Annotated in this window: 21 protein-coding genes and 1 tRNA gene; 12 read left to right on the plus strand and 10 right to left on the minus strand. The window is 73.9% G+C overall.

The genetic code is table 11. From position 1 onward, the window contains the following. Position 1: 1 nt before the first annotated feature. The 6 genes from Q6348_RS06420 to Q6348_RS06445 all read left to right on the plus strand — a co-directional run bounded on the left by Q6348_RS06420 (position 2) and on the right by Q6348_RS06445 (position 6,511). Positions 2 to 853: a uracil-DNA glycosylase gene (locus Q6348_RS06420; RefSeq protein WP_304600472.1), complete on the plus strand. Its 852-nt coding sequence runs from the start codon at positions 2 to 4 to the stop codon at positions 851 to 853. An 81-nt stretch (positions 854 to 934) separates the two neighbouring features. After that, entirely contained in the window at positions 935 to 2,383 is a 1,449-nt protein-coding gene (locus Q6348_RS06425; RefSeq protein ID WP_304600473.1) for an NAD(P)/FAD-dependent oxidoreductase, read from the plus strand. Positions 2,384 to 2,415: 32 nt separating this feature from the next. Continuing rightward, a tRNA-Leu gene (locus Q6348_RS06430) sits at positions 2,416 to 2,489 on the plus strand. 113 nt (positions 2,490 to 2,602) lie between these two features. Then, positions 2,603 to 4,060, plus strand: coding sequence for a phytoene desaturase family protein (locus tag Q6348_RS06435; protein WP_350339646.1), 1,458 nt, complete (start codon positions 2,603 to 2,605; stop codon positions 4,058 to 4,060). Then, complete coding sequence (locus Q6348_RS06440) at positions 4,057 to 5,559, plus strand: CYTH and CHAD domain-containing protein (protein WP_304600474.1); 1,503 nt, start codon at positions 4,057 to 4,059, stop codon at positions 5,557 to 5,559. Before Q6348_RS06435 ends, Q6348_RS06440 begins: the two co-directional genes overlap by 4 nt. Before the next feature lie 103 nt (positions 5,560 to 5,662). After that, positions 5,663 to 6,511 carry a Bax inhibitor-1/YccA family protein gene (locus tag Q6348_RS06445; RefSeq protein ID WP_304600475.1) on the plus strand — a complete coding sequence of 283 codons (849 nt, stop codon included), beginning with the start codon at positions 5,663 to 5,665 and terminating at the stop codon, positions 6,509 to 6,511. On the opposite strand, the gene Q6348_RS06450 is transcribed toward Q6348_RS06445, so the two are convergent. After that, positions 6,508 to 7,155, minus strand: coding sequence for a TetR/AcrR family transcriptional regulator (locus Q6348_RS06450; RefSeq protein WP_304600476.1), 648 nt, complete (start codon positions 7,153 to 7,155; stop codon positions 6,508 to 6,510). The genes Q6348_RS06445 and Q6348_RS06450 overlap by 4 nt on opposite strands. Continuing rightward, positions 7,148 to 8,017, minus strand: a complete 870-nt coding sequence (locus Q6348_RS06455; protein ID WP_304600477.1) for an alpha/beta fold hydrolase — start codon at positions 8,015 to 8,017, stop codon at positions 7,148 to 7,150. Before Q6348_RS06455 ends, Q6348_RS06450 begins: the two co-directional genes overlap by 8 nt. 48 nt (positions 8,018 to 8,065) lie before the next feature. Here Q6348_RS06455 and Q6348_RS06460 point away from each other — a divergent pair, with 48 nt between their 5' ends. Next, positions 8,066 to 8,503 (plus strand): FKBP-type peptidyl-prolyl cis-trans isomerase, encoded by a 438-nt coding sequence (locus tag Q6348_RS06460; RefSeq protein WP_434062000.1) that lies wholly within the window; start codon positions 8,066 to 8,068, stop codon positions 8,501 to 8,503. Between the two features lie 24 nt (positions 8,504 to 8,527). On the opposite strand, the gene Q6348_RS06465 is transcribed toward Q6348_RS06460, so the two are convergent. From Q6348_RS06465 to msrA, 5 genes are all read right to left on the minus strand, one after another. Next, a complete protein-coding gene (locus tag Q6348_RS06465; RefSeq protein WP_304600479.1) occupies positions 8,528 to 9,196 on the minus strand; it encodes a response regulator in 669 nt (222 codons plus the stop codon). Beyond that, entirely contained in the window at positions 9,193 to 10,422 is a 1,230-nt protein-coding gene (locus Q6348_RS06470; RefSeq protein ID WP_304600480.1) for a sensor histidine kinase, read from the minus strand. Before Q6348_RS06470 ends, Q6348_RS06465 begins: the two co-directional genes overlap by 4 nt. 31 nt (positions 10,423 to 10,453) lie before the next feature. Continuing rightward, on the minus strand, positions 10,454 to 11,299 hold the full coding sequence (locus tag Q6348_RS06475) for an ABC transporter permease subunit (protein WP_304600481.1): 846 nt from the start codon (positions 11,297 to 11,299) through the stop codon (positions 10,454 to 10,456). After that, the gene (locus tag Q6348_RS06480; RefSeq protein WP_304600482.1) at positions 11,296 to 12,255 is read right to left on the minus strand and encodes an ABC transporter ATP-binding protein; all 960 of its coding nucleotides are present in this window, start codon (positions 12,253 to 12,255) and stop codon (positions 11,296 to 11,298) included. Before Q6348_RS06480 ends, Q6348_RS06475 begins: the two co-directional genes overlap by 4 nt. 164 nt (positions 12,256 to 12,419) lie before the next feature. Then, the gene (gene msrA / locus Q6348_RS06485; protein WP_304600483.1) at positions 12,420 to 13,088 is read right to left on the minus strand and encodes a peptide-methionine (S)-S-oxide reductase MsrA; all 669 of its coding nucleotides are present in this window, start codon (positions 13,086 to 13,088) and stop codon (positions 12,420 to 12,422) included. 126 nt (positions 13,089 to 13,214) lie between these two features. Between msrA and Q6348_RS06490 the strand changes: the two genes are divergently transcribed. Next, positions 13,215 to 14,375, plus strand: coding sequence for an AI-2E family transporter (locus tag Q6348_RS06490; protein WP_304600484.1), 1,161 nt, complete (start codon positions 13,215 to 13,217; stop codon positions 14,373 to 14,375). A 2-nt stretch (positions 14,376 to 14,377) separates the two neighbouring features. Beyond that, positions 14,378 to 15,565, plus strand: coding sequence for a threonine ammonia-lyase (gene ilvA / locus Q6348_RS06495; protein ID WP_304601930.1), 1,188 nt, complete (start codon positions 14,378 to 14,380; stop codon positions 15,563 to 15,565). A 22-nt stretch (positions 15,566 to 15,587) separates the two neighbouring features. Here ilvA and greA read toward each other — a convergent pair whose 3' ends face one another. After that, positions 15,588 to 16,076 (minus strand): transcription elongation factor GreA, encoded by a 489-nt coding sequence (gene greA / locus Q6348_RS06500; protein ID WP_304600485.1) that lies wholly within the window; start codon positions 16,074 to 16,076, stop codon positions 15,588 to 15,590. Positions 16,077 to 16,209: 133 nt separating this feature from the next. Beyond that, positions 16,210 to 16,617, minus strand: a complete 408-nt coding sequence (locus tag Q6348_RS06505; RefSeq protein ID WP_304600486.1) for a DUF4307 domain-containing protein — start codon at positions 16,615 to 16,617, stop codon at positions 16,210 to 16,212. A gap of 140 nt (positions 16,618 to 16,757) precedes the next feature. Here Q6348_RS06505 and mca point away from each other — a divergent pair, with 140 nt between their 5' ends. The 3 genes from mca to Q6348_RS06520 are packed head-to-tail and all read left to right on the plus strand — an operon-like array spanning position 16,758 to position 18,639. Then, positions 16,758 to 17,615, plus strand: a complete 858-nt coding sequence (gene mca / locus Q6348_RS06510) for a mycothiol conjugate amidase Mca (RefSeq protein ID WP_304601931.1) — start codon at positions 16,758 to 16,760, stop codon at positions 17,613 to 17,615. After that, positions 17,612 to 17,851 (plus strand): hypothetical protein, encoded by a 240-nt coding sequence (locus Q6348_RS06515; protein ID WP_304600487.1) that lies wholly within the window; start codon positions 17,612 to 17,614, stop codon positions 17,849 to 17,851. Before mca ends, Q6348_RS06515 begins: the two co-directional genes overlap by 4 nt. Then, entirely contained in the window at positions 17,851 to 18,639 is a 789-nt protein-coding gene (locus Q6348_RS06520) for a nitrilase-related carbon-nitrogen hydrolase (protein WP_304600488.1), read from the plus strand. Before Q6348_RS06515 ends, Q6348_RS06520 begins: the two co-directional genes overlap by 1 nt. A gap of 4 nt (positions 18,640 to 18,643) precedes the next feature. Here the strand turns inward: Q6348_RS06520 and trhA are convergent, their stop codons facing one another. After that, complete coding sequence (trhA, locus tag Q6348_RS06525; protein ID WP_304600489.1) at positions 18,644 to 19,312, minus strand: PAQR family membrane homeostasis protein TrhA; 669 nt, start codon at positions 19,310 to 19,312, stop codon at positions 18,644 to 18,646. Between the last annotated feature and the right edge of the window lie 23 nt (positions 19,313 to 19,335).

A 19,335-nucleotide genomic window follows, 5' to 3' on the forward strand; every position in this document is an offset into this window, starting at 1 on the left:
CGTGCCAGCTGAGCTGCCGCATCCGCGGACCGGCGTCCCGCACCGCTCCCCGGTCCCGCCCGGCACCGGCTGGCCCGCCGACCCCGCGTCGCGCGCGACACCGGTCGCCACGTCCCCCGCCGAGGTCGCCGCGCTCGCGGGTGCGGCCACGGACCTGGACGTCCTGCAGGCCGCGTCGAGCGTGTGCCGCGCGTGCCCGCGGCTCGTCGACTGGCGTGAGGCGGTCGCTGCCACGAAGCGTCGGGCGTACGCCGACGAGCCGTACTGGGGGCGGCCCGTGCCGTCGTTCGGGGACCCGGGCGCGTGGCTGCTCGTCGTGGGTCTGGCGCCGGGAGCCCACGGCGCCAACCGCACCGGTCGGCTGTTCACCGGCGACCGGTCCGGTGACTGGATCGTCGCCGCGCTGCACCGAGCCGGCCTCGCGAGCCGGCCCACCAGCACCGACGCCGCCGACGGCCTGACGCTCGTGGGCGCGCGCATGGTGGCACCCGTGCGCTGCGTGCCGCCGGAGAACAAGCCGACCACGGCCGAGCGGCACACCTGCGCACCCTGGCTGCGCCGCGAGCTCGCCATGCTGCCGGACGTGCGAGCCGTCCTCGCGCTGGGCGCGATCGGTTGGTCCGCAGCGCTCGGAGCCGCGCGCGACACCGGCTGGAGCGTTCCCCGGCCCGCACCCCGGTTCGGTCACGGCTCCCAGGCCGCCCTCTCCCGGCCCGACGGGACCGTCGTGGCGCTCGTCGGCAGCTATCACGTGTCCCAGCAGAACACCCAGACAGGTCGCCTCACGCAGGCGATGCTCGACGAGGCGATCGCGCTCGCGGCGCGGCTCGCCGGCGCGGACGGGCGCCCCTGAGCGGCCCGCCGCGCGGCGATCAGCCGACGTCCGCGTGCTCCCCCCGTGGTGCTCACCCCGGCTGCCGCCTACCGTGAACGCATGTCCGAGCAGCCCGAGAGCCCGCGCCCGCCGACCAAGCCTCGCAAGGTGCCCAGGGTCCTGATCCTGGGTGGGGGGACCGTCGGCCTGTACACCGCGCGCCGGTTGCGCCGGCGGCTCGGAAGGCGCGAGGCGGCGATCGTGGTGGTCGACCCGCGGCCGTACATGACCTACGCGCCGTTCCTGCCCGAGGTCGCCGCAGGGTCGATCGACCCGCGGCACGCGGTTGCGCCGCACCGGTTCGCGCTGCCAGGCATCGACTCGCTGCAGGGCAAGGTGTCCCGCATCGAGCACGCCGCGCGCCGGGTCGAGATCACCCCGGACGAGGGTGACCCGTACTGGGTCACCTACGACCACCTGGTCGTCGGGCTCGGGGCCGTGGCGCGCACGCTGCCGATCCCCGGCCTGGCGGAGGTGGGGGTCGGCTTCAAGAACGTCGAGGAGGCCATCGCGCTGCGCAACCACGTGCTCGGCCGGATCGACATGGCCGCCTCCACGTGGGACCCGGACCTGCGTCGGCGCATGCTGACGTTCACGTTCGTCGGCGGCGGCTTCGCGGGGATCGAGGCGCTCGCCGAGCTCGAGGACATGGCTCGGGACGCTGCGGCGAACTACGACTCGGTCTCCCCTGACGAGCTCAACTTCGTGCTCGTGGAGGCCACGCCGCGGATCCTCCCGGAGGTCAGCGAGGAGCTGGGTGGCTACACCCTGGACCAGCTTCGCAAGCGGAACATCCACATCCACCTGTCGACGTTCCTGAACTCCTGCGTCGACCGGCACGTGGTGCTCTCCGACGGGACGGAGTACGACTCCGAGACGATCGTGTGGACCGCCGGCGTCAAGGCGAACCCCGTCCTGAGCCACTCGGACCTGCCGCTCGACCAGATGGGCCGCGTGCGCTGCGCGGCGACCCTCCAGGTGGTCGACGAGGACGGTGGGGTCGTCGACGGCGCGTGGGCCGCCGGCGACTGCGCGGCCGTCCCCGACCTGCTCAACCCGGGCAGCTTCTGCCCTCCCAACGCCCAGCACGCGTTGCGGGAGGCGAAGCTGCTGGGGGAGAACATCGCCCGGCACCTGCGCTCGGCCGAGCCCGAGGCGTACCGGCACCGGAACGTCGGCACGGTCGCCTCCCTGGGCATGCACCAGGGCGTGGCCCAGATGTTCGGCCGGTTCAAGGTGCGCGGCCTGCTCGCCTGGGTCCTGCACCGCACCTACCACCTGTACGCGATGCCGACGCTCAACCGGAAGTTCCGGATCGCCTCGGGCTGGACCGCGACGCTGCTCTTCCGCCGCGAGGTGGTGGCGCTGGGCACGCTGCACGACCCGCGCGCGGAGTTCCGGGCCGCGGCCGTGCCGCCACGCAGCGGCAGGTCCAAGGACGGTGCGCAGGGGTCGACGGACCCGCACATCGGCGCCACGCACGCGCAGGAGTCCTCGTCCGAGGACTGAGGGGGCGGCCGCTGGCAGGATGACCGGTGCGGGCCCCCGTAGCCCAATCGGCAGAGGCAACCGGCTTAAACCCGGTCCAGTGCAGGTTCGAGCCCTGCCGGGGGCACACCCATCCACCGCGCAAGCCTCGGCGGAGACGGGGCGGCGACCTGCCGCGGTCTACCCCCGCCTTGAGACAGGGGGTCGGGAGGAGGCAGGCATGGCGACCGACGACGCATCGTGACGCGCCTCGACGTCGTCGTGGTGGGCTCCGGGCCCAACGGTCTGGTGGCCGCCATCACGCTGGCGCGAGCAGGTCTGGACGTGCTCGTGCTCGAGGAGCAGCCCGTCGCGGGTGGCGGTGCACGCACGCTCGACCTGGGCCTGGCCGGTGGTCTGCTGCACGACGTGTGCTCGGCCGTGCACCCGATGGCCTGGGCGTCCCCGGTGCTCGCGCCGATCCTGGCCCGGCGCGGCGTCGAGCTCGTCGTGCCGCAGGTCGCGTACGCACACCCGCTGCCGGGTGGGCGCGCGGGTCTGGCCTGGCACGACCTGGACCGGACGGTCGCGGGGCTCGGCGCCGACGGCGACGCATGGCGCGAGCTGGTGGGACCGCTCGCGGCCGACGTGCAGCGCCTGGTCGAGCTGACCCTCGGCGACCACCGGCACGTGCCGCGGGACGTGCTCGGCCCGGGTCTGCCCACCGCGGCCCGGCTCGCGGCCCGGATCGTCCAGCAGGGCACGCCCCTGTGGCGGCGGCCGTTGCGCGGCGACGTCGCGCGGGCGCTGCTGACCGGAGCGGCCGCGCACTCGATGACCAGATTGCCCTCCCTGGTCGGGGCCGGGACGGGGGTGCTGCTCGCCGCGCTCGCACACGCCGGGCTCGGCTGGCCGGTGCCGCGCGGCGGCTCGGCGGCGGTGTCCGACGCGCTCCTGGCCGAGCTCGCCGACCTGGGCGGTCGGGTCGTCACGGGGCGTCCCGTCCGCGTCCCCGGCGACCTACCGCCCGCACACGTCACGATGTTCGACACGGCGCCCGGCACGGTCGCTCAGGTCGCGGGCGACCGGCTCGCCCCCAGGGCCCGGCGCGCCCTGACCCGGCGGCGTCCCGGCCCAGGCGTCGCCAAGGTGGACCTCGTGCTGAGTGGACCGATCCCGTGGACCGTGCCCGAGGTGGGTCTCGCCTCGACGGTGCACCTGGGCGGGACGCGCGCGCAGGTCGTCCGGGCAGAGGCGCAGATCACGGCGGGTCGCCACGCACACCGGCCGTTCACCCTGGTCAGCGACCCGGCGGCGCTGGACGCAGCCCGTGCGCGCGGCGGGCTTCGACCCGTGTGGAGCTACGCGCACGTGCCCACGGGCTCCCGCGCGGACCTCACGGCGACCGTGCTCGCACACCTGGAGCAGTACGCCCCGGGCGTGCGCGACCTCGTGGTCGACGCGCGCTGCACACCTGCTTCGCGGCGGCACCTGGTCGACGCCAACCAGGTGGGCGGGGACATCACCGGCGGGTCGACGTCGCTGCTGCGCATGCTGGTCGGACCGGTCCCGGGCTGGGACCCGTACCGGGTGGGCCCGGACGTCTGGCTCTGCTCGGCATCTGCGCCACCGGGGCCGGGAGTCCACGGCATGTCCGGAGCGCATGCGGCACGATCGGTGCTGGGAGCGCTGGCCGAACGAGGGAAGGCAGGACGATGACCACCACCGCGGTGGAACGCGAGGTCAAGCTCGACATCCCCGACGGCTGGGAGCTCCCTGACCTGGTGGCCGTGCCCGGTGTGGACCGGGTGTCCGACGCCGGCGAGCACTCCCTGCTCGCGACGTACCACGACACGGCCGACCACCGGTTGCTGGCCGGCCGGGCGACGCTGCGCCGACGCACCGGCGGCACGGACCCGGGCTGGCACCTCAAGCTGCCGAGGGGCACCACGCCGGGCGGCGACCGCCTGGAGGTGCGGCACGACCACCGCCGCCCCCCGCGGGCGGTCCCCGAGGACCTCGTGGCGCTGACCCGGTCCCGCACGCGCGGGGCCGACCTGACCCCGGTGATGGAGCTCGCCACCCGGCGCCGCGCCCAGCACCTGCACGCCCCGGACGGCACCGTCCTCGCCGAGGTCGTGCTCGACGAGGTCACCGCGACCCCACCGGGCGGCGAGCCCCACCGCTGGCGGGAGGTCGAGGTCGAGCTCGTCGACGGCGACGTGGCGCTGCTCGAGGCGGCCGTGCAGGTGCTGCTGGACGCCGGGGCGACCCGCGCGGCAGGTCCCTCCAAGCTCGGCCGGGCCCTGGGGCGCCCGGGCGCCGCACGGGCCGACGTGGCCTCTCCCGGGTCGGTCGACGGGCTGGTGCTGGCGTACCTGCGCGCCCAGGTGGACGCGCTGGTCGACAACGACGTGCGGGTCCGGATGGGCACGGCCGACGGCGTGCACGACATGCGGGTGGCCACCCGACGGCTGCGCAGCACGCTGGCCACCCACCGACGCCGGCTCGACCCGGCGCAGACCGAGCTCCGCGACAAGCTCAAGCACCTCGGCACGGTGCTCGGGGCCGCGCGGGACGCCGAGGTCCTGGGCGCCCGGCTCACCGCCGAGCTTGCCGACGTGCCCGAGCCCGCCGGAGACGCCGAGACCGCGCAGTGGGTGGCGCAGCGGCTCGACGACGCGTGGTCCGCGGCCCGGGGCGACCTGCTCGCCACGCTCGACTCGGACCGCTACGTCGAGCTGCTCGCGGCACTCGAGGCGCTCGTGGCGGGGGAGCGGCTGCCGGCCCGCAGTGCGCCGGGCAAGGACCCGCGCGGCAAGCGGCGCTCGGTGCGCCACGACCTGCGTCGCGTGCGGCGCGCCCTGCGGGATGCCAAGCGGGTCCGGGGCACCGCCGACCTGCCCCCGGCGCTGCACGAGGTCCGCAAGGCGGCCAAGCGCGCCCGGTACGCCGCCGAGGCGGTCGCACCCCGTGTCGGCGGCAAGGCCTCCCGGTTCGCCGAGCGCATGGAGCGCCTCCAGGACCTGCTCGGCGCCCACCAGGACGATGTCGTGGCGCGCGCCAGGCTGCGCGAGCTCGCCCGGCAGGCGAGGCAGGACGGGCCCAGCACGTTCCCGTTGGGCGTGGTCCACGAGCGCGCCGAGCGCTCCGACGACGCCGCCTACCGGGCGTCGAGGTCGGTGCTGCGCGATGTGCGCGGCAGCTGGCCCGACTGACCAGGCCGGGCGTCGGCGACGGTGGGAACGAACTGCGCGCCTCCGGCGTTGACCCGGCAGGATGTGGGGCAGGACCAGACCTGTCCCGGAGGAGGAGACCCCAGTGGCCAACCCCGTGTTCAGCTCCAGCGAGATCTTCGGCGAGCCGCGCCGCGGACGTGCCGGCACCGCTGCCTACGGCGGACCGCGCGCTGCGCAGACCGGCGCGACCGCGCAGGCCGGCATGGACGCCGCAACCCTCGAGCAGATGTACGGCGCGCCGTCGGCGACGACCCGCGACACGGCGCGCCTCACCTACGACGACGTCATCGTCAAGACCGGCGGGCTCCTGGCGCTGCTGGTCGCGGTGGCCGCGGCGACCTGGTACCTGGCTCCCGGACTGTTCTGGGTCGGGATGATCGCCGGCCTCGTGCTCGGCCTGGTCAACGCCTTCAAGCGCGAGCCCAGCCCTGCGCTCATCGTGGCCTACACGGTCGCTGAGGGTGTGTTCCTGGGCGGGATCAGCTACCTGTTCCAGTCGATGACGTTCAACGGCACGGCTGTCCAGCCGATCGTGCTGCAGGCCGTGCTCGGAACGTTCGCGACGTTCGGCGCCGCGCTCGCGCTGTACAGCTCCGGCAAGGTGCGCGTGACCCCGAAGTTCACGCGCTGGCTGATGATCGCCATGGTCGGCTACCTGGCGTTCTCGGTGCTCAACATCGTGCTGTCGTTCTTCATGCCCAGCTCCGGGTTCGGGCCGCTGCGCGAGGGTGGCATGGGGCTGCTCGTCGGCCTGTTCGCCGTGGGCCTGGCCGCGGCCATGCTCATCGTCGACTTCGACAACATCAAGCGTGGCGTGCAGCGCGGCGCGCCGGCCCGGTACGCGTGGTCCGCCGCGTTCGGCCTGATCGTCACGCTGGTCTGGCTGTACCTGGAGATCCTGCGGATCCTGGCGATCTTCAACCGCAACTAGGGCTGCCCCGAGGGCCGGTCACCGCCAGGTGGCCGGCCCTCGGCACGCCCGGGCCGATGCCGCGTCGCCTCGCCCGCGGCGAGCCCCGCGACCAGCGCGTCGACCGCCCGCGTGAAGCTCATCTCCACGTCGTCGGGCATGCCGAAGCCGCCGGACTGCTGCAGCGTCACGAAGCCGTGCACGAGGGCTCGCACGGCACGGATCGCGTCGGTCGTCCGGTCCGCCGGGAGGTCCAGGGCCGCCAGGCTCTCGGCGATGGTCCCCACGGCCGCCGCGCTCGCGGCCTCGAGCTCGATGGCGTCCGGGTCGTGCGCCCAGTCGCCCCCCTGCACCGCCGCGTAGCGTCCCGGGTGGTCGATGCCGTAGGCGCGCACCGTCACCGCCATGGCACGGACCGCGTCGCCCGGCTCCCGGCTGCTCCGACCCGCCGCGGCCCGCAGCCTTGCGTCGAACTCCCGCACGCAGACCAGGGCCACCCGCCGCCGCAGGTCGGGCAGGCCGCGCACGTGCTTGTACAGGCTCGGTACCGCCACGCCGGCGCGGCCGGCCACGGCGGCCAGGGTCATGCCGTCCCACCCGTCGTCGTCGAGCACGCCGAGCGCGAGGTCCACCACGCGTTCGGGGGTGAGTCCCGCCCTAGGCACCTGCCACCACCCACCGCTCGCCGTCCCGGGGGAGGGTGGCCAGCAACGCGCTCGTCGCCTCGAGAAAGACCTCTGGAGCCTGGTGCTGCGGGTAGTGCGCGGCGTCGGGGACCAGAACGGTGCGGGCGCGCAGGCGCTCGCCCATCGCGGCGAGCTCGGCGGCGGGGTCGCGGTAGTCGGGGTCGTTCGCGCCCACGAGCACGACGGCCGGCGCCTGCACGCGGTCCACCACGGCCCCGACCAGCGAGTGGTCGAGCTGGGTGACCAGGCGGCGGAACTCCCGCAGCCGGCCCGGGCGGCGCAGGTCGGCCTCGAGGGTCGCGACGTGCTCGGTCTGCCACGCGGCGTGCCGCCCCCTGGTCAGCGGGCCCGCGTAGTAGCGCGCCCACACCCACGGCCCCCACGGCCCGGCGAACAGCGCACGGAACGCGAGCCGGGTGGCGGCCTTCACGGCGGTCGAGCCGGGCGCCTCGTCCAGGAAGGGGGACACCAGCACCAGGCCGGCCACCAGGTCGGGCCGCTGCGCCGCGGCCCACGCGACTGCCGATCCCCCCATCGAGTTGCCCACCAGCACCGCGGGGCCCGCGTCCAGGTGCTCGACCAGTGCGAGCACGTCGGCGCCGGTCGCGTCGTCACCGTGCTCGGCGAAGCCCGTGTCGGAGGCGCCGTGCCCACGCAGGTCGCAGGTGACCACGCGGAACCCGGCGTCGACGAGGGACGGGACGACGTCGCGCCAGGTACCGGCGGTGTCGCCCATCCCGGGGACGAGGACCAGCAGGGGACCGCTGCCGGCGTCGGTGAAGGCGATCCGGCCGTCCGGCCGCGAGAGCATCTGCATGGTGGTCTCCTGGGTCGTCGTCATGCGAGAAAGCTAATGCTATTAGCCAAGGCCGTCAACCCTCGTGCGAGGATGGCCGGACCCAACAGACAGGAGACGGTCGTGACGACACTGCCCAGCGCCACCGGAGGGTTCGGGGACAAGCCCGTGCTGACCTTCCCCGACGCGCCCGCCCCGGAGGACCTCGAGGTCCAGGTCCTCGTCCAGGGAGCCGGGGACACGGTCGCCGCCGGCGACGAGATCGAGGTCGACTACTACGGCCAGGTGTGGTCCGGCGCGATGTTCGACAACAGCTACGACCGCGGCTCCTCGATCTCCTTCCCGATCGGCGTCGGCGCCGTCATCGGCGGTTGGGACGACGGCCTGGTGGGCAAGCAGGTGGGCTCGCGCGTGCTCCTGTCGATCCCGTCGCACCTCGGCTACGGGCCGACCGGCGTGCCCCAGGCGGGCATCCGCGGCGGGGACACCCTGGTGTTCGTCGTCGACATCCACGCCACCCGCCGACGCTGAGCCCCCGGCCGGCCTCGCCCATCCTCACCGGTCGGCGAGGCCGGTCTCGTAGGCGACGATCACCGCCTGGACCCGGTCGCGCACGCCCAGCTTGGCCAGCACCCGGCCGACGTGCGTCTTGACGGTGGCCTCGGAGAGCACGAGCTCCGTGGCGATCTCGGCGTTCGACAGGCCGCGGGCCACCGCACGCAGCACCTCGACCTCGCGCGGGGTCAGGTCCGCCAGCCGCGGGTCCGTCCCGGCGTCGCCGGCCTCGGCGCGCACCGGCAGGTGGGGCGCGAACAGCTCGAGCATCCGTCGGGTCACGCGCGGCGCCACGACGGCCTCACCCGAGGCGACCGTGCGGATCGCCTCGGCCAGGGCGCCCGGCTCGGCGTCCTTGAGCAGGAATCCGCTCGCTCCGGCGCGCAGCGCCCCGAACGCGTACTCGTCCAGGTCGAACGTCGTGAGCACCAGGACGCGGACCTCAGGGTGCTCGGCGGTGATCCGAGCGGTCGCCTCGATGCCGTTCATCCCGGGCATCCGCACGTCCATCAGCACGACGTCCGGGCGCAGCGCCACGACCTGAGCCAGGGCGGTGGCACCGTCGGCCGCCTCGCCCACCACCTCGAGGTCGTCCTGCGCGTCGAGCACCATCGCGAACCCCATCCGCATGAGCGCCTGGTCGTCCACCAGCAGCACGCGCGTGGTCATCTCGCCTCCGGGATCGTCACGTGGACCCGCCAGCCGTGCTCCCACGGCCCCGCCTCGACGGCTCCCCCCAGCACCTCGGCCCGCTCGCGCATGCCGATGAGCCCGAGGCCCGCGCCGCCGGCGTCGGTGACAGGCACGACGCCGCCGTGGTCGCGGACCTCGACCTCCCAGGACTCCGGGTGGTGCCGCACGGTCAGGTCGACCCGGGCAGTGCCCGGGGCGTGCCGCAGCACGTTCGTCAGTGCCTCCTGCACGACCCGGTACAGCGCGAGGCGCAGACCGGTGTCGGTGGGCGGTGCGAGCCCGAGCCCGTCGGCGTGCACGGGCAGGCCGGCGGTACGGAACCGCTCGACGAGGGCGCCCAGGTCCTCCCCGTGACCGGTGGGTTCCATCGGGGCACCGTCCTCGGCCAGCGCCCCGAGCACGCGTCGCATGTCGGCCAGCGCGCTGCGCCCCGTCGAGGACAGCTCGGCCAGCGCCGCCCGGGACCGCTCCGGTGCCCGGTCCAGCGCTGCTCCGGCCCCGTCCGCCAGCGTGATCATCACCGAGAGGCTGTGTGCGACGACGTCGTGCATCTCCCGGGCGATCCGGCTGCGCTCGGTGGCCCGGGCGAGCTCGGCCTGCCGGTCGCGGTCCCGCGCCAGTGCGTTGGCCCGCTCCACGAGGTCGGCCAGGTGCTGGCGGGTGTTGCGCACGCTCGTTCCGATGGCCACGGCGAGCAGGGTCAGCATGACGACCCCGACGAGGCTGCCGAGCCGGTCGTCGGTGAGGACCACCGTGCCGTCCGCCTGGCGCTGGAGGGGGTCGGGACTGGGCTCCTCCCAGATCCACAGGGCCACGGCCATGGTCGCGGCGACGGCGCCGGCCACCGACCACGCGAAGGCCGGTGGGTGCGAGACCACCACGGCGTAGAGCCCGAACGCCACGGCCAGCTCGAGACCGCTCGCGGTGCCCGTGGCGGCCTCCGAGGCGATCACGAGCGCGACGAGGAGGGCGGTGACCGGGACGGGGTGCTCCCGGCGCCACCACAGCACGACGGCGGCGACGAGGCCGAAGACGCTGCCCACCACGAAACCCCGGGACCGGGACGCGTCCGAGGTGGCGGCCGCCACCCCCGCGACGACGGACACCAGGGCGTCCATCACACGGGGGTGGCGGATGAAGAAGCGCCGGACCGGGCCCAGCCGGCGCGAGTTCAGCTCCGTGAAGGGCCCGGTCTCGGTCACGATCACACTCTGGCAGGTTCCGGCGGTGCGGTCAGGCGTCCCGGCGGCGCAGCAGCCACCCCGCGGTGGTCACCAGCACCAGGACCCAGGCCAGCAGGACGCCGTAACCCTCCCAGGGGGTCAGGTGGGCACCGTTCGTCATGGCGTCGGTCGCGCTGAGCGTCTCGGCGTCGAACAGCACCCGCCGACCCGCGGTCGAGGGCAGGAACGGGCTCATCAGCTCGACGAACCGCAGCGGGATGAGCATCAGGACGTTCTCGACCACCAGCAGCAGCGCGATGACCGCCGTCAGTGCGCCCGCGCTGTGCCGCAACAACGCGCCGACCGCGAACGCGAACAGTGAGATCGCCATGAGGTACAGCGGAAGGCCCACGGTCATCCGCACCGTCACCGGGTCGGTCAGGTCGAACGTCGCGTGCAGCTGGTCGTGCCAGGGCATCGTGGCCAGGTAGGACAGGCCCATCGAGACCACCGAGACCACCAGGACGACGACGGCGAGCACCAGCGCCTTGGCGGCCAGCACCGGGGTCCGACGCGGCACGGCGGCGAGGGTCGAGCGGATCATGCCCGTGGAGTACTCCCCGGTGACGGTCAGCACGCCGAGCACCGCCACGGCGAGCTGGGCGAGCTGATAGCCCGCGCTGAGCAGCTGGGCGATGTTCATCGAGCCCGAACCGGCGTCCACCGCGTTCGTGGTGGTGCCCCACGCGGCCAGCACGCTGATGCCCACCATGACGACCACGGTGGCGACCAGGGTCCAGACGGTGGAGCGCACGGTGCGGAACTTGATCCACTCCGCGAGGACGGCGCGGGGGAAGGTGACCCGGCCGGCGGGACGTGTGGTGCGGGCGGGAATGGACAGGGTCGTGGCGGTCATCGCAGCGCGCTCTCGGTCGTCGGCGCGTCGGCGCCGGAAAGGGTCGGGTCAAGGGTCGACGAGTGGTACTCCACCTCGTCGGCGGTCAGCTGGAGGTAGGCGTCCTCCAGCGAGCTGCTCACGGGCGTGAGCTCGTGCAGCGGCAGGCCGGCCGCCGCTGCGGTGTCTCCGATCTGCTCGGCGGAGCTCCCGGTGACCTCGAGCAGCCCGGGCTCGGTCGTCGTGACGCCCGCGCCGGCCCGGCGCAGCAGCTCCTCGAGCCGGCCGGCCTGCGGGCTGCGCACCCGGACCGACGAGCCCTGCGCACCCGCGACCACGTCGGCGACCGGGGCGTCGGCCAGGACCCGGCCGCGCCCGACGACGATGATGTGGTCCGCGGTGAGCGCCATCTCGCTCATCAGGTGCGAGGACAGGAACACCGTGCGGCCCTGGCCCGCGAGGTACTTGGTCAGGTTGCGCACCCACAGCACGCCCTCGGGGTCCAGTCCGTTGACCGGCTCGTCGAGAATCAGGGTCTGCGGGTCGCCCAGCATCGCCGAGGCGATGCCCAGGCGCTGGCCCATGCCCAGCGAGAAGCCGCCGACGCGCTTGTCGGCGACCGAGCCGAGCCCGGTCATCTCGATGACCTCGTCGACACGCTTCGTGCTGATCCCGTGCGTCGCGGCCATCGCGCGCAGGTGGTTGCGGGCGCTGCGGCCGGTGTGCACGGCCTTGGCGTCCAGCAGGGCCCCCACCTCGTGCAGCGGTGCGCGGTGCTCGGCGTACCGGTGGCCGTTGACGGTCACGGTGCCGTGCGTCGGGCGGTCCAGCCCGACGATCATGCGCATCGTCGTGGACTTCCCGGCGCCGTTCGGGCCCAGGAAGCCCGTGACCCGGCCGGGCTGAACGGTGAACGACATGTGGTCGACCGCCGTCGTGGGGCCGTACCGCTTGGTCAGGCCCGTCGCCTCGATCATGGTTCCTCCTCGTCGGTGTGACGAGACGAACCTACGGATCGGCCCACCCGTGCCGAGACCCCCGCAAGACCGATCTTGAGGGTGTGGCCGCGTACGACCTTCGGATGACGGACCCAGACCCCGGTCGCACCGGCCCACCTTCGCCGCGGGGGCCGGCGCGCCGCTCAGGACGGGATCGGGCAGGCGACCCCGGTGGAGTGCACGGGGCAGTAGCCGTGCGGGACCTTGTGCAGGTACTGCTGGTGGTAGTCCTCGGCGTAGAAGAACTCGCCGGCGCCGGGCGCCCCGTCGCGGCCCCGGACGCCACGGATCTCGGTGGTGATCGCTCCGTAGCCGTGCGCGGCGAGCTGCGGGGCGTAGGCGTCGCGGGTGGCCAGCGCAGCCTCGTGCTGCTCGTCGGTCGTGGTGAAGATCGCCGAGCGGTACTGCGTGCCACGATCGTTGCCCTGCCGGAAGCCCTGCGTCGGGTCGTGCAGCTGCCAGAAGGTCCGCAGCAGGTCGGTGTGCGACAGCACGTCCGGGTCGTAGGCGACCAGCACGGTCTCGGTGTGCCCCGTCATGCCCGTGCAGGTCTCCTCGTACGTGGGGTGGGGGGTGTACCCACCCATGTACCCGGCCGCCGTGGTGACGACCCCCGGCAGCTGCCACAGCGCCTTCTCCGCGCCCCAGAAGCAGCCCAGCGCCAGATACACCACGGCGGTGCCCTCGGGCCACGGGCCGCGCAGCGGGGTCCCGAGCACGGCGTGCGTCTCCGGCACGCTGTAGGCGTAGCTGTCCCGGCCGCGCAGCGCCGCCTGCGGGGAGACCATCGTCGGGCTCGTTCGCGTGAACATGCTCACCTCCGTCGGGGCGGGGCGGGTGTCGCCCCAGGCGTTCGCACGCGTCAACGTCGTGGGTGGTGCCCGGTGTTCCGCGCGGCCACCAGGTGTGTGGCGCTCGTGGCCCCTAGCCTGGGCTCCGTGAGCGAGAGCACAGCGCAAGGCGTCCCCGACAGCATCCGCCTCGCAGCCGCGTGGGCGTGGCGGGTGCTGCTGATCGCCCTGCTCGTCGTGGCCCTCGTGGCCCTGATGGGCGTCGGCAAGGTCATCTGGGTGCCGGTGGTGATCGCGCTGCTGCTCACCGTGCTGCTCCAGCCGCTGGTGACCTGGCTCGTCGAGCACGCACGGATGTGGCGCGGTGCGGCCGCTGCGGTCGCGGTGCTCGGGCTGATCGCCGTCGTGGCCGGACTCCTCACGCTGGCCGGCCGGCAGATCGCCACCGGCGTGAGCGATCTGTGGAACCAGGCCTCGCAGGGCTTCGACGAGCTGATCACCTCGCTGTCCAGCGGGCCGCTGGGGCTCGACCAGCAGACCGTGCAGCACTACGTGACCCAGATCGGCGACCAGCTACGGTCCAACTCCGGCTCGCTGGTCTCCGGTGCGCTGTCCGCGACCGTGACCGCTGCGCACGTGGGCGCCGGGGCGCTCATCACGCTGTTCTGCACGCTCTTCTTCCTCAAGGACGGCCCGCTCATCTGGACCTGGCTGGTGCGTCTGGTGCCGCCCGCTGCGCGGGAACGGGTGCACGAGGCCGGCCGTCGCGGCGTGATCACCCTGGGCGCCTTCACCCGGACCCAGATCCTCGTGGCGCTGATCGACGCGATCGGGATCGGCCTGGGCGCGCTGTTCCTCGGCCTGCCCCTGGTCGTGCCGCTGGCCGTCCTCGTGTTCCTGGCGAGCTTCGTGCCGTTCGTGGGCGCGATCGCCACGGGGGCGATCGCGGTGCTGGTCGCGCTCGTCGACAAGGGCCCCGTCCAGGCGCTGATCATGCTCGGCGTGGTCCTGCTCGTGCAGCAGATCGAGGGGCACGTGCTGCAGCCGCTGCTGCTGGGCCACGCGGTGTCGGTGCACCCCGTCGCCGTGCTGCTCTCCGTGACCGCAGGGTCGCTCGCCTCGGGTGTCGTCGGGGCGTTGCTCGCGGTGCCGTTCGTGGCCACGCTGAACACCGTGGTGCTCTACCTCAAGGGGCACGACAAGTTCCCGCAGCTCGGCAGCGACGCCGAGGGGTTGCGCCTGAGACTGGACTCTCTGAACGCCACCGGGAGCATGGACCAGGTCGCTGAGGCCGAGGAGCAGGGATGAGCATGGTCACGCGCGAGGAGGTGCTCGCGGCCCAGCAGCTGCTGGACGGCGTGTGCCTGCGCACCCCGGTCGAGGAGAGCCGCGCGGTCTCGCAGATCGCCGGCACGCGAGCCGTCCTCAAGTGCGAGAACCTCCAGCGCGCGGGCTCGTTCAAGATCCGCGGCGCCTACACCCGCATCTCACGGCTCAGCGACGCCGAGAAGGCCCGCGGCGTGGTCGCGGCGAGCGCGGGCAACCACGCCCAGGGGGTCGCACTGGCCGCGCAGATGCTCGGCCTGCGCTCGACCGTCTTCATGCCCGAGGGGGCCGCGCTGCCCAAGATCGCGGCGACCATGCAGTACGGCGCCCAGGTGCACCACGCGGGCAGCACCGTGGACGAGGCGCTCGTGGTGGCCAGGGAGCACGCCGACCGGACCGGTGCCGTCCTGATCCACCCCTTCGACCACCCGGACATCGTGCGTGGGCAGGGCACGGTGGGCCTGGAGATCGCCGAACAGGTGCCCGGCGTACGGACCGTCGTGGTGCCGGTGGGTGGCGGTGGACTGGCCGCGGGCATCGCGGTGGCGCTCGCGGGGTCCGGGGTACGGGTCGTGGGGGTGCAGGCGGCAGGTGCCGCCGCCTACCCCGCATCGCTCGCGGCGGGGCACCCCATCGCGGCGACCGCGATGCGGACCATGGCCGACGGCATCGCGATCGCCCGGCCCGGGGACGTCCCCTTCGGCCTGCTCACCGAGCTGGGCGTCGAGGTGGTGACGGTGAGCGAGGAGGAGCTGTCCACGGCGCTCCTGCTGGTGGCCGAGCGCGCCAAGCTGTTGGTCGAGCCGTCGGGAGCCGCCGGAGTCGCCGCGCTGATGGCCGGCCTCGAGGTGGAGGGCCCCACCGCTGTCGTGCTCTCCGGCGGCAACATCGACCCGCTGCTGCTGCTGCGCGTGCTGCGCCATGGCCTGTCGGCCGCGGGTCGCTACCTGCTGCTGCGGGTTCGTGTCGACGACACACCGGGCCACCTCGCGGGGCTGCTCACCGACATCGCGGCGCTCGGCGGCAACGTCGTGCACGTCGAGCACGACCGCACGGCGCCCGACCTCGCCGTGGACGACGTGGAGATCGCGGTGCAGCTCGAGACCCGCGGCCCCGAGCACGCGGACCAGCTCCGGGCGGCGCTGCGCGAGCGCGGCTACCTGCTCGTGTGACCGGCCCGGCCGGCGGGCAGGGTCAGGGCAGGAACGGCTTGGCGTCCTTGAGGACGACCTCGATGCTCGCGCCCGTGGGCGTGGTGTAGGACGTGGTCTCGCCGACGGAGCGCCCGACGATCGCGGCGCCCAACGGGGACTTCTCGGAGTACACGTCCAGGTCGGTGCCGTCGGCGGCCTCGCGTGAGCCGAGCAGGAAGGTCATCTCGTCACCGGCGACCTCCGCGGTGATGACCATGCCCGGGGCGGCGACGCCACTGTCCGTGGGCGACTCGCCGACGGTGGCGTGCCGCAGGAGGTCGGTGAGCTGGCGGATCCGCGCCTCGATCTTGCCCTGCTCCTCACGAGCGGCGTGGTAGCCGCCGTTCTCCTTGAGGTCACCCTCGGACCGCGCGGCCTCGATCTTCTTGGCGATGTCGCTGCGGCCCGTCGTCGACAGCTCGTCGAGCTCAGTGGACAGGCGGTCGTAGGCCTCCTGGGTCAGCCAGGTGGTCGAGGTCGACTCGGACACAAGATCCTCCGTGGGGGTGCTTCGGGTTGACGTCGGGGCCGCGCCGGGCGGTCCTGCGGGCGAGCGCGGGAGGGCTGGGCTCGACGGCGCGGGAAGAAACAGGATAGCAACCGGGCAGACCCAGGGCCCGTGCTCAGCCCTCGGACGTCACCCAGCAGCGGTCGACGACGCCCGTCGTCGCCTCCTCGGAGGTAGCCACCTCGACGTGGTGACGCTGCGCGCCTCGTTCCCCGGGTGGGATGTCCACGGTGACGACCCCCACCTGGGCGAAGTGTGCGTTGAGCGCCTGGACGCGGCACTGCGCCGGGACCGAAGGGTCGGCGCGCATCACGTCGAAGGTCACCGAGACGCTGCTGTTGCCGTCCACCGAGAAGCCGACGTCCTTCCAGGACACCGCCGGGTTGGCGTTGATGAGCCCCAGCCACACGACGAACGCGACACCGACCACCGCGAGTCCTGCGATGGCCAGCGCACTCCAGCGGCGCCGGCGCGCGCTGGGTGCAGGTCCGTAGCGCCCCTCGGGCGGGGCAGGTGCGCTCATCCTCGGCTCTCCTCGTCGGTCGGCGTGCCGCGACGTCTGGTCGCGCACTGGTGGGCCGATGGGAGACCATTGTGGCCGGTGCGCCTCGGTGGTGGGGCGCCGGAGGGAGGATCGTGACCGACCGGACGGGTCTTCGCCTCATGGCGGTGCACGCCCACCCCGACGACGAGTCCAGCAAGGGGGCGGCGACCGCGGCGCGGTACGCCGCCGAGGGCGTCGACGTCCTGGTGGTGACCTGCACCGGCGGCGAGCAGGGCAGCGTGCTCAACCAGAGCTATCCGCGCGACGTGCCGCCGGAGGAGATGGTCGAGGTCCGCCGGGCCGAGATGGCCGAGGCCGCTCGGGCGCTCGGCGTGCGGCAGCACTGGCTGGGTTTCACCGACTCCGGTCTGCCCGAGGGTGATCCTCCGCCGCCGTTGCCCGACGGGTGCTTCGCGCTGACCCCGCTCGAGGACGCGGCGGCGCCGCTGGTCGAGCTCGTCCGCAGCTTCCGGCCGCACGTCATGACCACCTACGACCCCACGGGCGGCTACCCGCACCCGGACCACATCATGACCCACCGGGTGGCCTACGAGGCGTACCACGCGGCGGGCGACCGGGAGCGCTACCGCGGGCACGGCGTCCCGTGGACCCCGCTGAAGCTGTACTACAACCACGACTTCTCCCTGCGCCGGATGCGGACCGTGCACGAGGCGTTGCTCGCTGCGGGGGTCGACTCGCCGTTCGGGGACTGGATCGAGAGCCGCGAGGTCCGCGAGGTGCCGGAGCGCCCCGTGACCACCCGTGTGCCGTGCGCCGAGTGGTTCCCGGCCCGCGACGCGGCGTTGCGCGCGCACGCCACCCAGGTGGATCCGAACGGCTTCTTCTTCGCGGTCCCGCGGGACCTGGAGCCGAGGATCTGGCCCGTCGAGGAGTTCGAGCTCGCGGACGCGAAGGTCCCCGTCTCCCTGCCCGAGGACGACCTGTTCGCGGGCGTGCACGCCGAGGACGACCGGTGAGCCCGCACGTGTGGCTCGCGACGCCCGCACCGACGCCCGGGGGCCAGCTCGACGCCTACGACGTGAGCCCGGGCCTGCTCGGGTTCCTCGTCACGTTCGCGGTGGTCGTGGTGCTGATCGCACTGCTGGTGTCCATGACGCGCAAGCTGCGGCGGCTCAAGCACAACGCGGAGGCGGGCCGGGAGGCGGAGACGCCGCCTCCGACCGCGGACCCGAGCGGCCCCCGCAGCCCCTGATGCGCGCCCGGCTCGTGGGGCTGGCCGCGGTCCGGGACGCCGCGGCCAACCGGGAGGTCGTGCGCGCGGCACTGGCCGAGGCGCGTGGCGCGGGCGCCCGGCTGGTGGTGCTCCCGGAGTACGCGGCGGCGTTCGACCCCCGCGGTGTGGGGCGCGACCTCGCCGAGCCGCTGGACGGTCCCTTCACCGCTGCGCTCGCGGAGGCCGGCGCGGGCATGACCGTGCTGGCCGGCACGGTCCTGCCCGGCGGCGCAGAGCCCGGCGGCGACGGCCGCGGCGTGAACACCGTCGTCGCCGTGCGCGACGGCACGGTCGTCGGCAGCTACGCCAAGGTGCACCTGTACGACGCGTTCGGCCGGCGGGAGTCCGACCGGCTGGTTCCTGGACCGGCCGATGCCGCACCGCTCGTGGTCGACGTCGACGGCCTCGGCGTCGGCGTCCTGACCTGCTACGACCTGCGGTTCCCCGAGTCGGCCCGGCGGGTGGTGGACGCCGGAGCCGACGTGCTGGCGGTGCCGGCCGCCTGGGCGAGCGGCCCGGGCAAGGCCGACCAGTGGCTCACGCTCCTGCGGGCCCGTGCCATCGAGAACGTCGCGTACGTGCTCGGGGTGGCGATGCGCGGGCCCGGTGTGACGGGCGACCTCGTCGTCGTGGATCCGGCCGGGGTGGTGGTGGCACGCAGCGCCCGCGGCGTCCTGGACGCCGAGCTGGACCGGGCTGTCGTCACCGAGGCCCGGCGGATCAACCCGTCCCTGGAGAACCGGCGCTATCGCGTCGTTCCATGGTGAGTCCTCAGGCCACCTGGGTGTAGGCCGCGATGCTCACCGCGATGTAGTGCGTGACGTAGCCCACCACGGTCAGCGAGTGGAAGATCTCGTGGAAGCCGAACCACCGGGGGCTGGGGTTGGGCCGCTTGGTCCCGTAGACCACGGCGCCCAGCGTGTACGCCAGGCCCCCGGCACCCACGAGCCAGACGATCGTCGGCCCGTACGGCGTGGCGGCCGTGTGCCAGAAGTCGCCGAGGAACCACACCGCCACCCAGCCCAGTGCGACGTAGATGGGCACGTACAGCCAGCGGGGGGCGCCGAGCCAGAACACCCGGGCCAGCAGCCCGGCGAGCGCGCCTGCCCAGACCACGACGAGCAGGGTGCGCGCCGTCGCCGCGGGCAGCAGCAGGACCGCGAGCGGGGTGTAGGTGCCGGCGATGATCAGGAAGATGTTGGTGTGGTCCATGCGGCGCAGCGCGGCGGCCCAGCGGGGCGACCAGGTGAACCGGTGGTAGATCGCGCTCGTGCCGAACAGCATGATCGCGGTGACGCCGAAGACCGCCGTCGAGACCTTGCCGGCCGTCGTCGGCGCGAGGGCGACCAGCACGATTGCGCCGACCAGGACGACGGGGGCCATCCCCGCGTGGATCCAGCCTCGGAGCCGGGGCTTGACCGCGGCGACGAGCTCCGTCATGTGACCTCCCGGACGTGGCGTGG

This window comes from Actinotalea lenta (genome assembly GCF_030586465.1).
Classification (GTDB): domain Bacteria; phylum Actinomycetota; class Actinomycetes; order Actinomycetales; family Cellulomonadaceae; genus Actinotalea; species Actinotalea lenta.

What these genes read in the sequence shown, in the direction of transcription:
- trhA (WP_304600489.1), bottom strand. Translation starts at nt 19,312, where the DNA reads ATGACGGAGCTCGTCGCCGCGGTCAAGCCCCGGCTCCGAGGCTGGATC.
- Q6348_RS06425 (WP_304600473.1), top strand. Translation starts at nt 935, where the DNA reads ATGTCCGAGCAGCCCGAGAGCCCGCGCCCGCCGACCAAGCCTCGCAAG.
- ilvA (WP_304601930.1), top strand. Translation starts at nt 14,378, where the DNA reads ATGGTCACGCGCGAGGAGGTGCTCGCGGCCCAGCAGCTGCTGGACGGC.
- Q6348_RS06440 (WP_304600474.1), top strand. Translation starts at nt 4,057, where the DNA reads ATGACCACCACCGCGGTGGAACGCGAGGTCAAGCTCGACATCCCCGAC.
- Q6348_RS06460 (WP_434062000.1), top strand. Translation starts at nt 8,066, where the DNA reads ATGGCCGGACCCAACAGACAGGAGACGGTCGTGACGACACTGCCCAGC.
- Q6348_RS06475 (WP_304600481.1), bottom strand. Translation starts at nt 11,299, where the DNA reads ATGACCGCCACGACCCTGTCCATTCCCGCCCGCACCACACGTCCCGCC.
- Q6348_RS06455 (WP_304600477.1), bottom strand. Translation starts at nt 8,017, where the DNA reads ATGACGACGACCCAGGAGACCACCATGCAGATGCTCTCGCGGCCGGAC.
- Q6348_RS06520 (WP_304600488.1), top strand. Translation starts at nt 17,851, where the DNA reads ATGCGCGCCCGGCTCGTGGGGCTGGCCGCGGTCCGGGACGCCGCGGCC.
- msrA (WP_304600483.1), bottom strand. Translation starts at nt 13,088, where the DNA reads ATGTTCACGCGAACGAGCCCGACGATGGTCTCCCCGCAGGCGGCGCTG.
- Q6348_RS06465 (WP_304600479.1), bottom strand. Translation starts at nt 9,196, where the DNA reads ATGACCACGCGCGTGCTGCTGGTGGACGACCAGGCGCTCATGCGGATG.
- mca (WP_304601931.1), top strand. Translation starts at nt 16,758, where the DNA reads ATGGCGGTGCACGCCCACCCCGACGACGAGTCCAGCAAGGGGGCGGCG.
- Q6348_RS06480 (WP_304600482.1), bottom strand. Translation starts at nt 12,255, where the DNA reads ATGATCGAGGCGACGGGCCTGACCAAGCGGTACGGCCCCACGACGGCG.
- Q6348_RS06505 (WP_304600486.1), bottom strand. Translation starts at nt 16,617, where the DNA reads ATGAGCGCACCTGCCCCGCCCGAGGGGCGCTACGGACCTGCACCCAGC.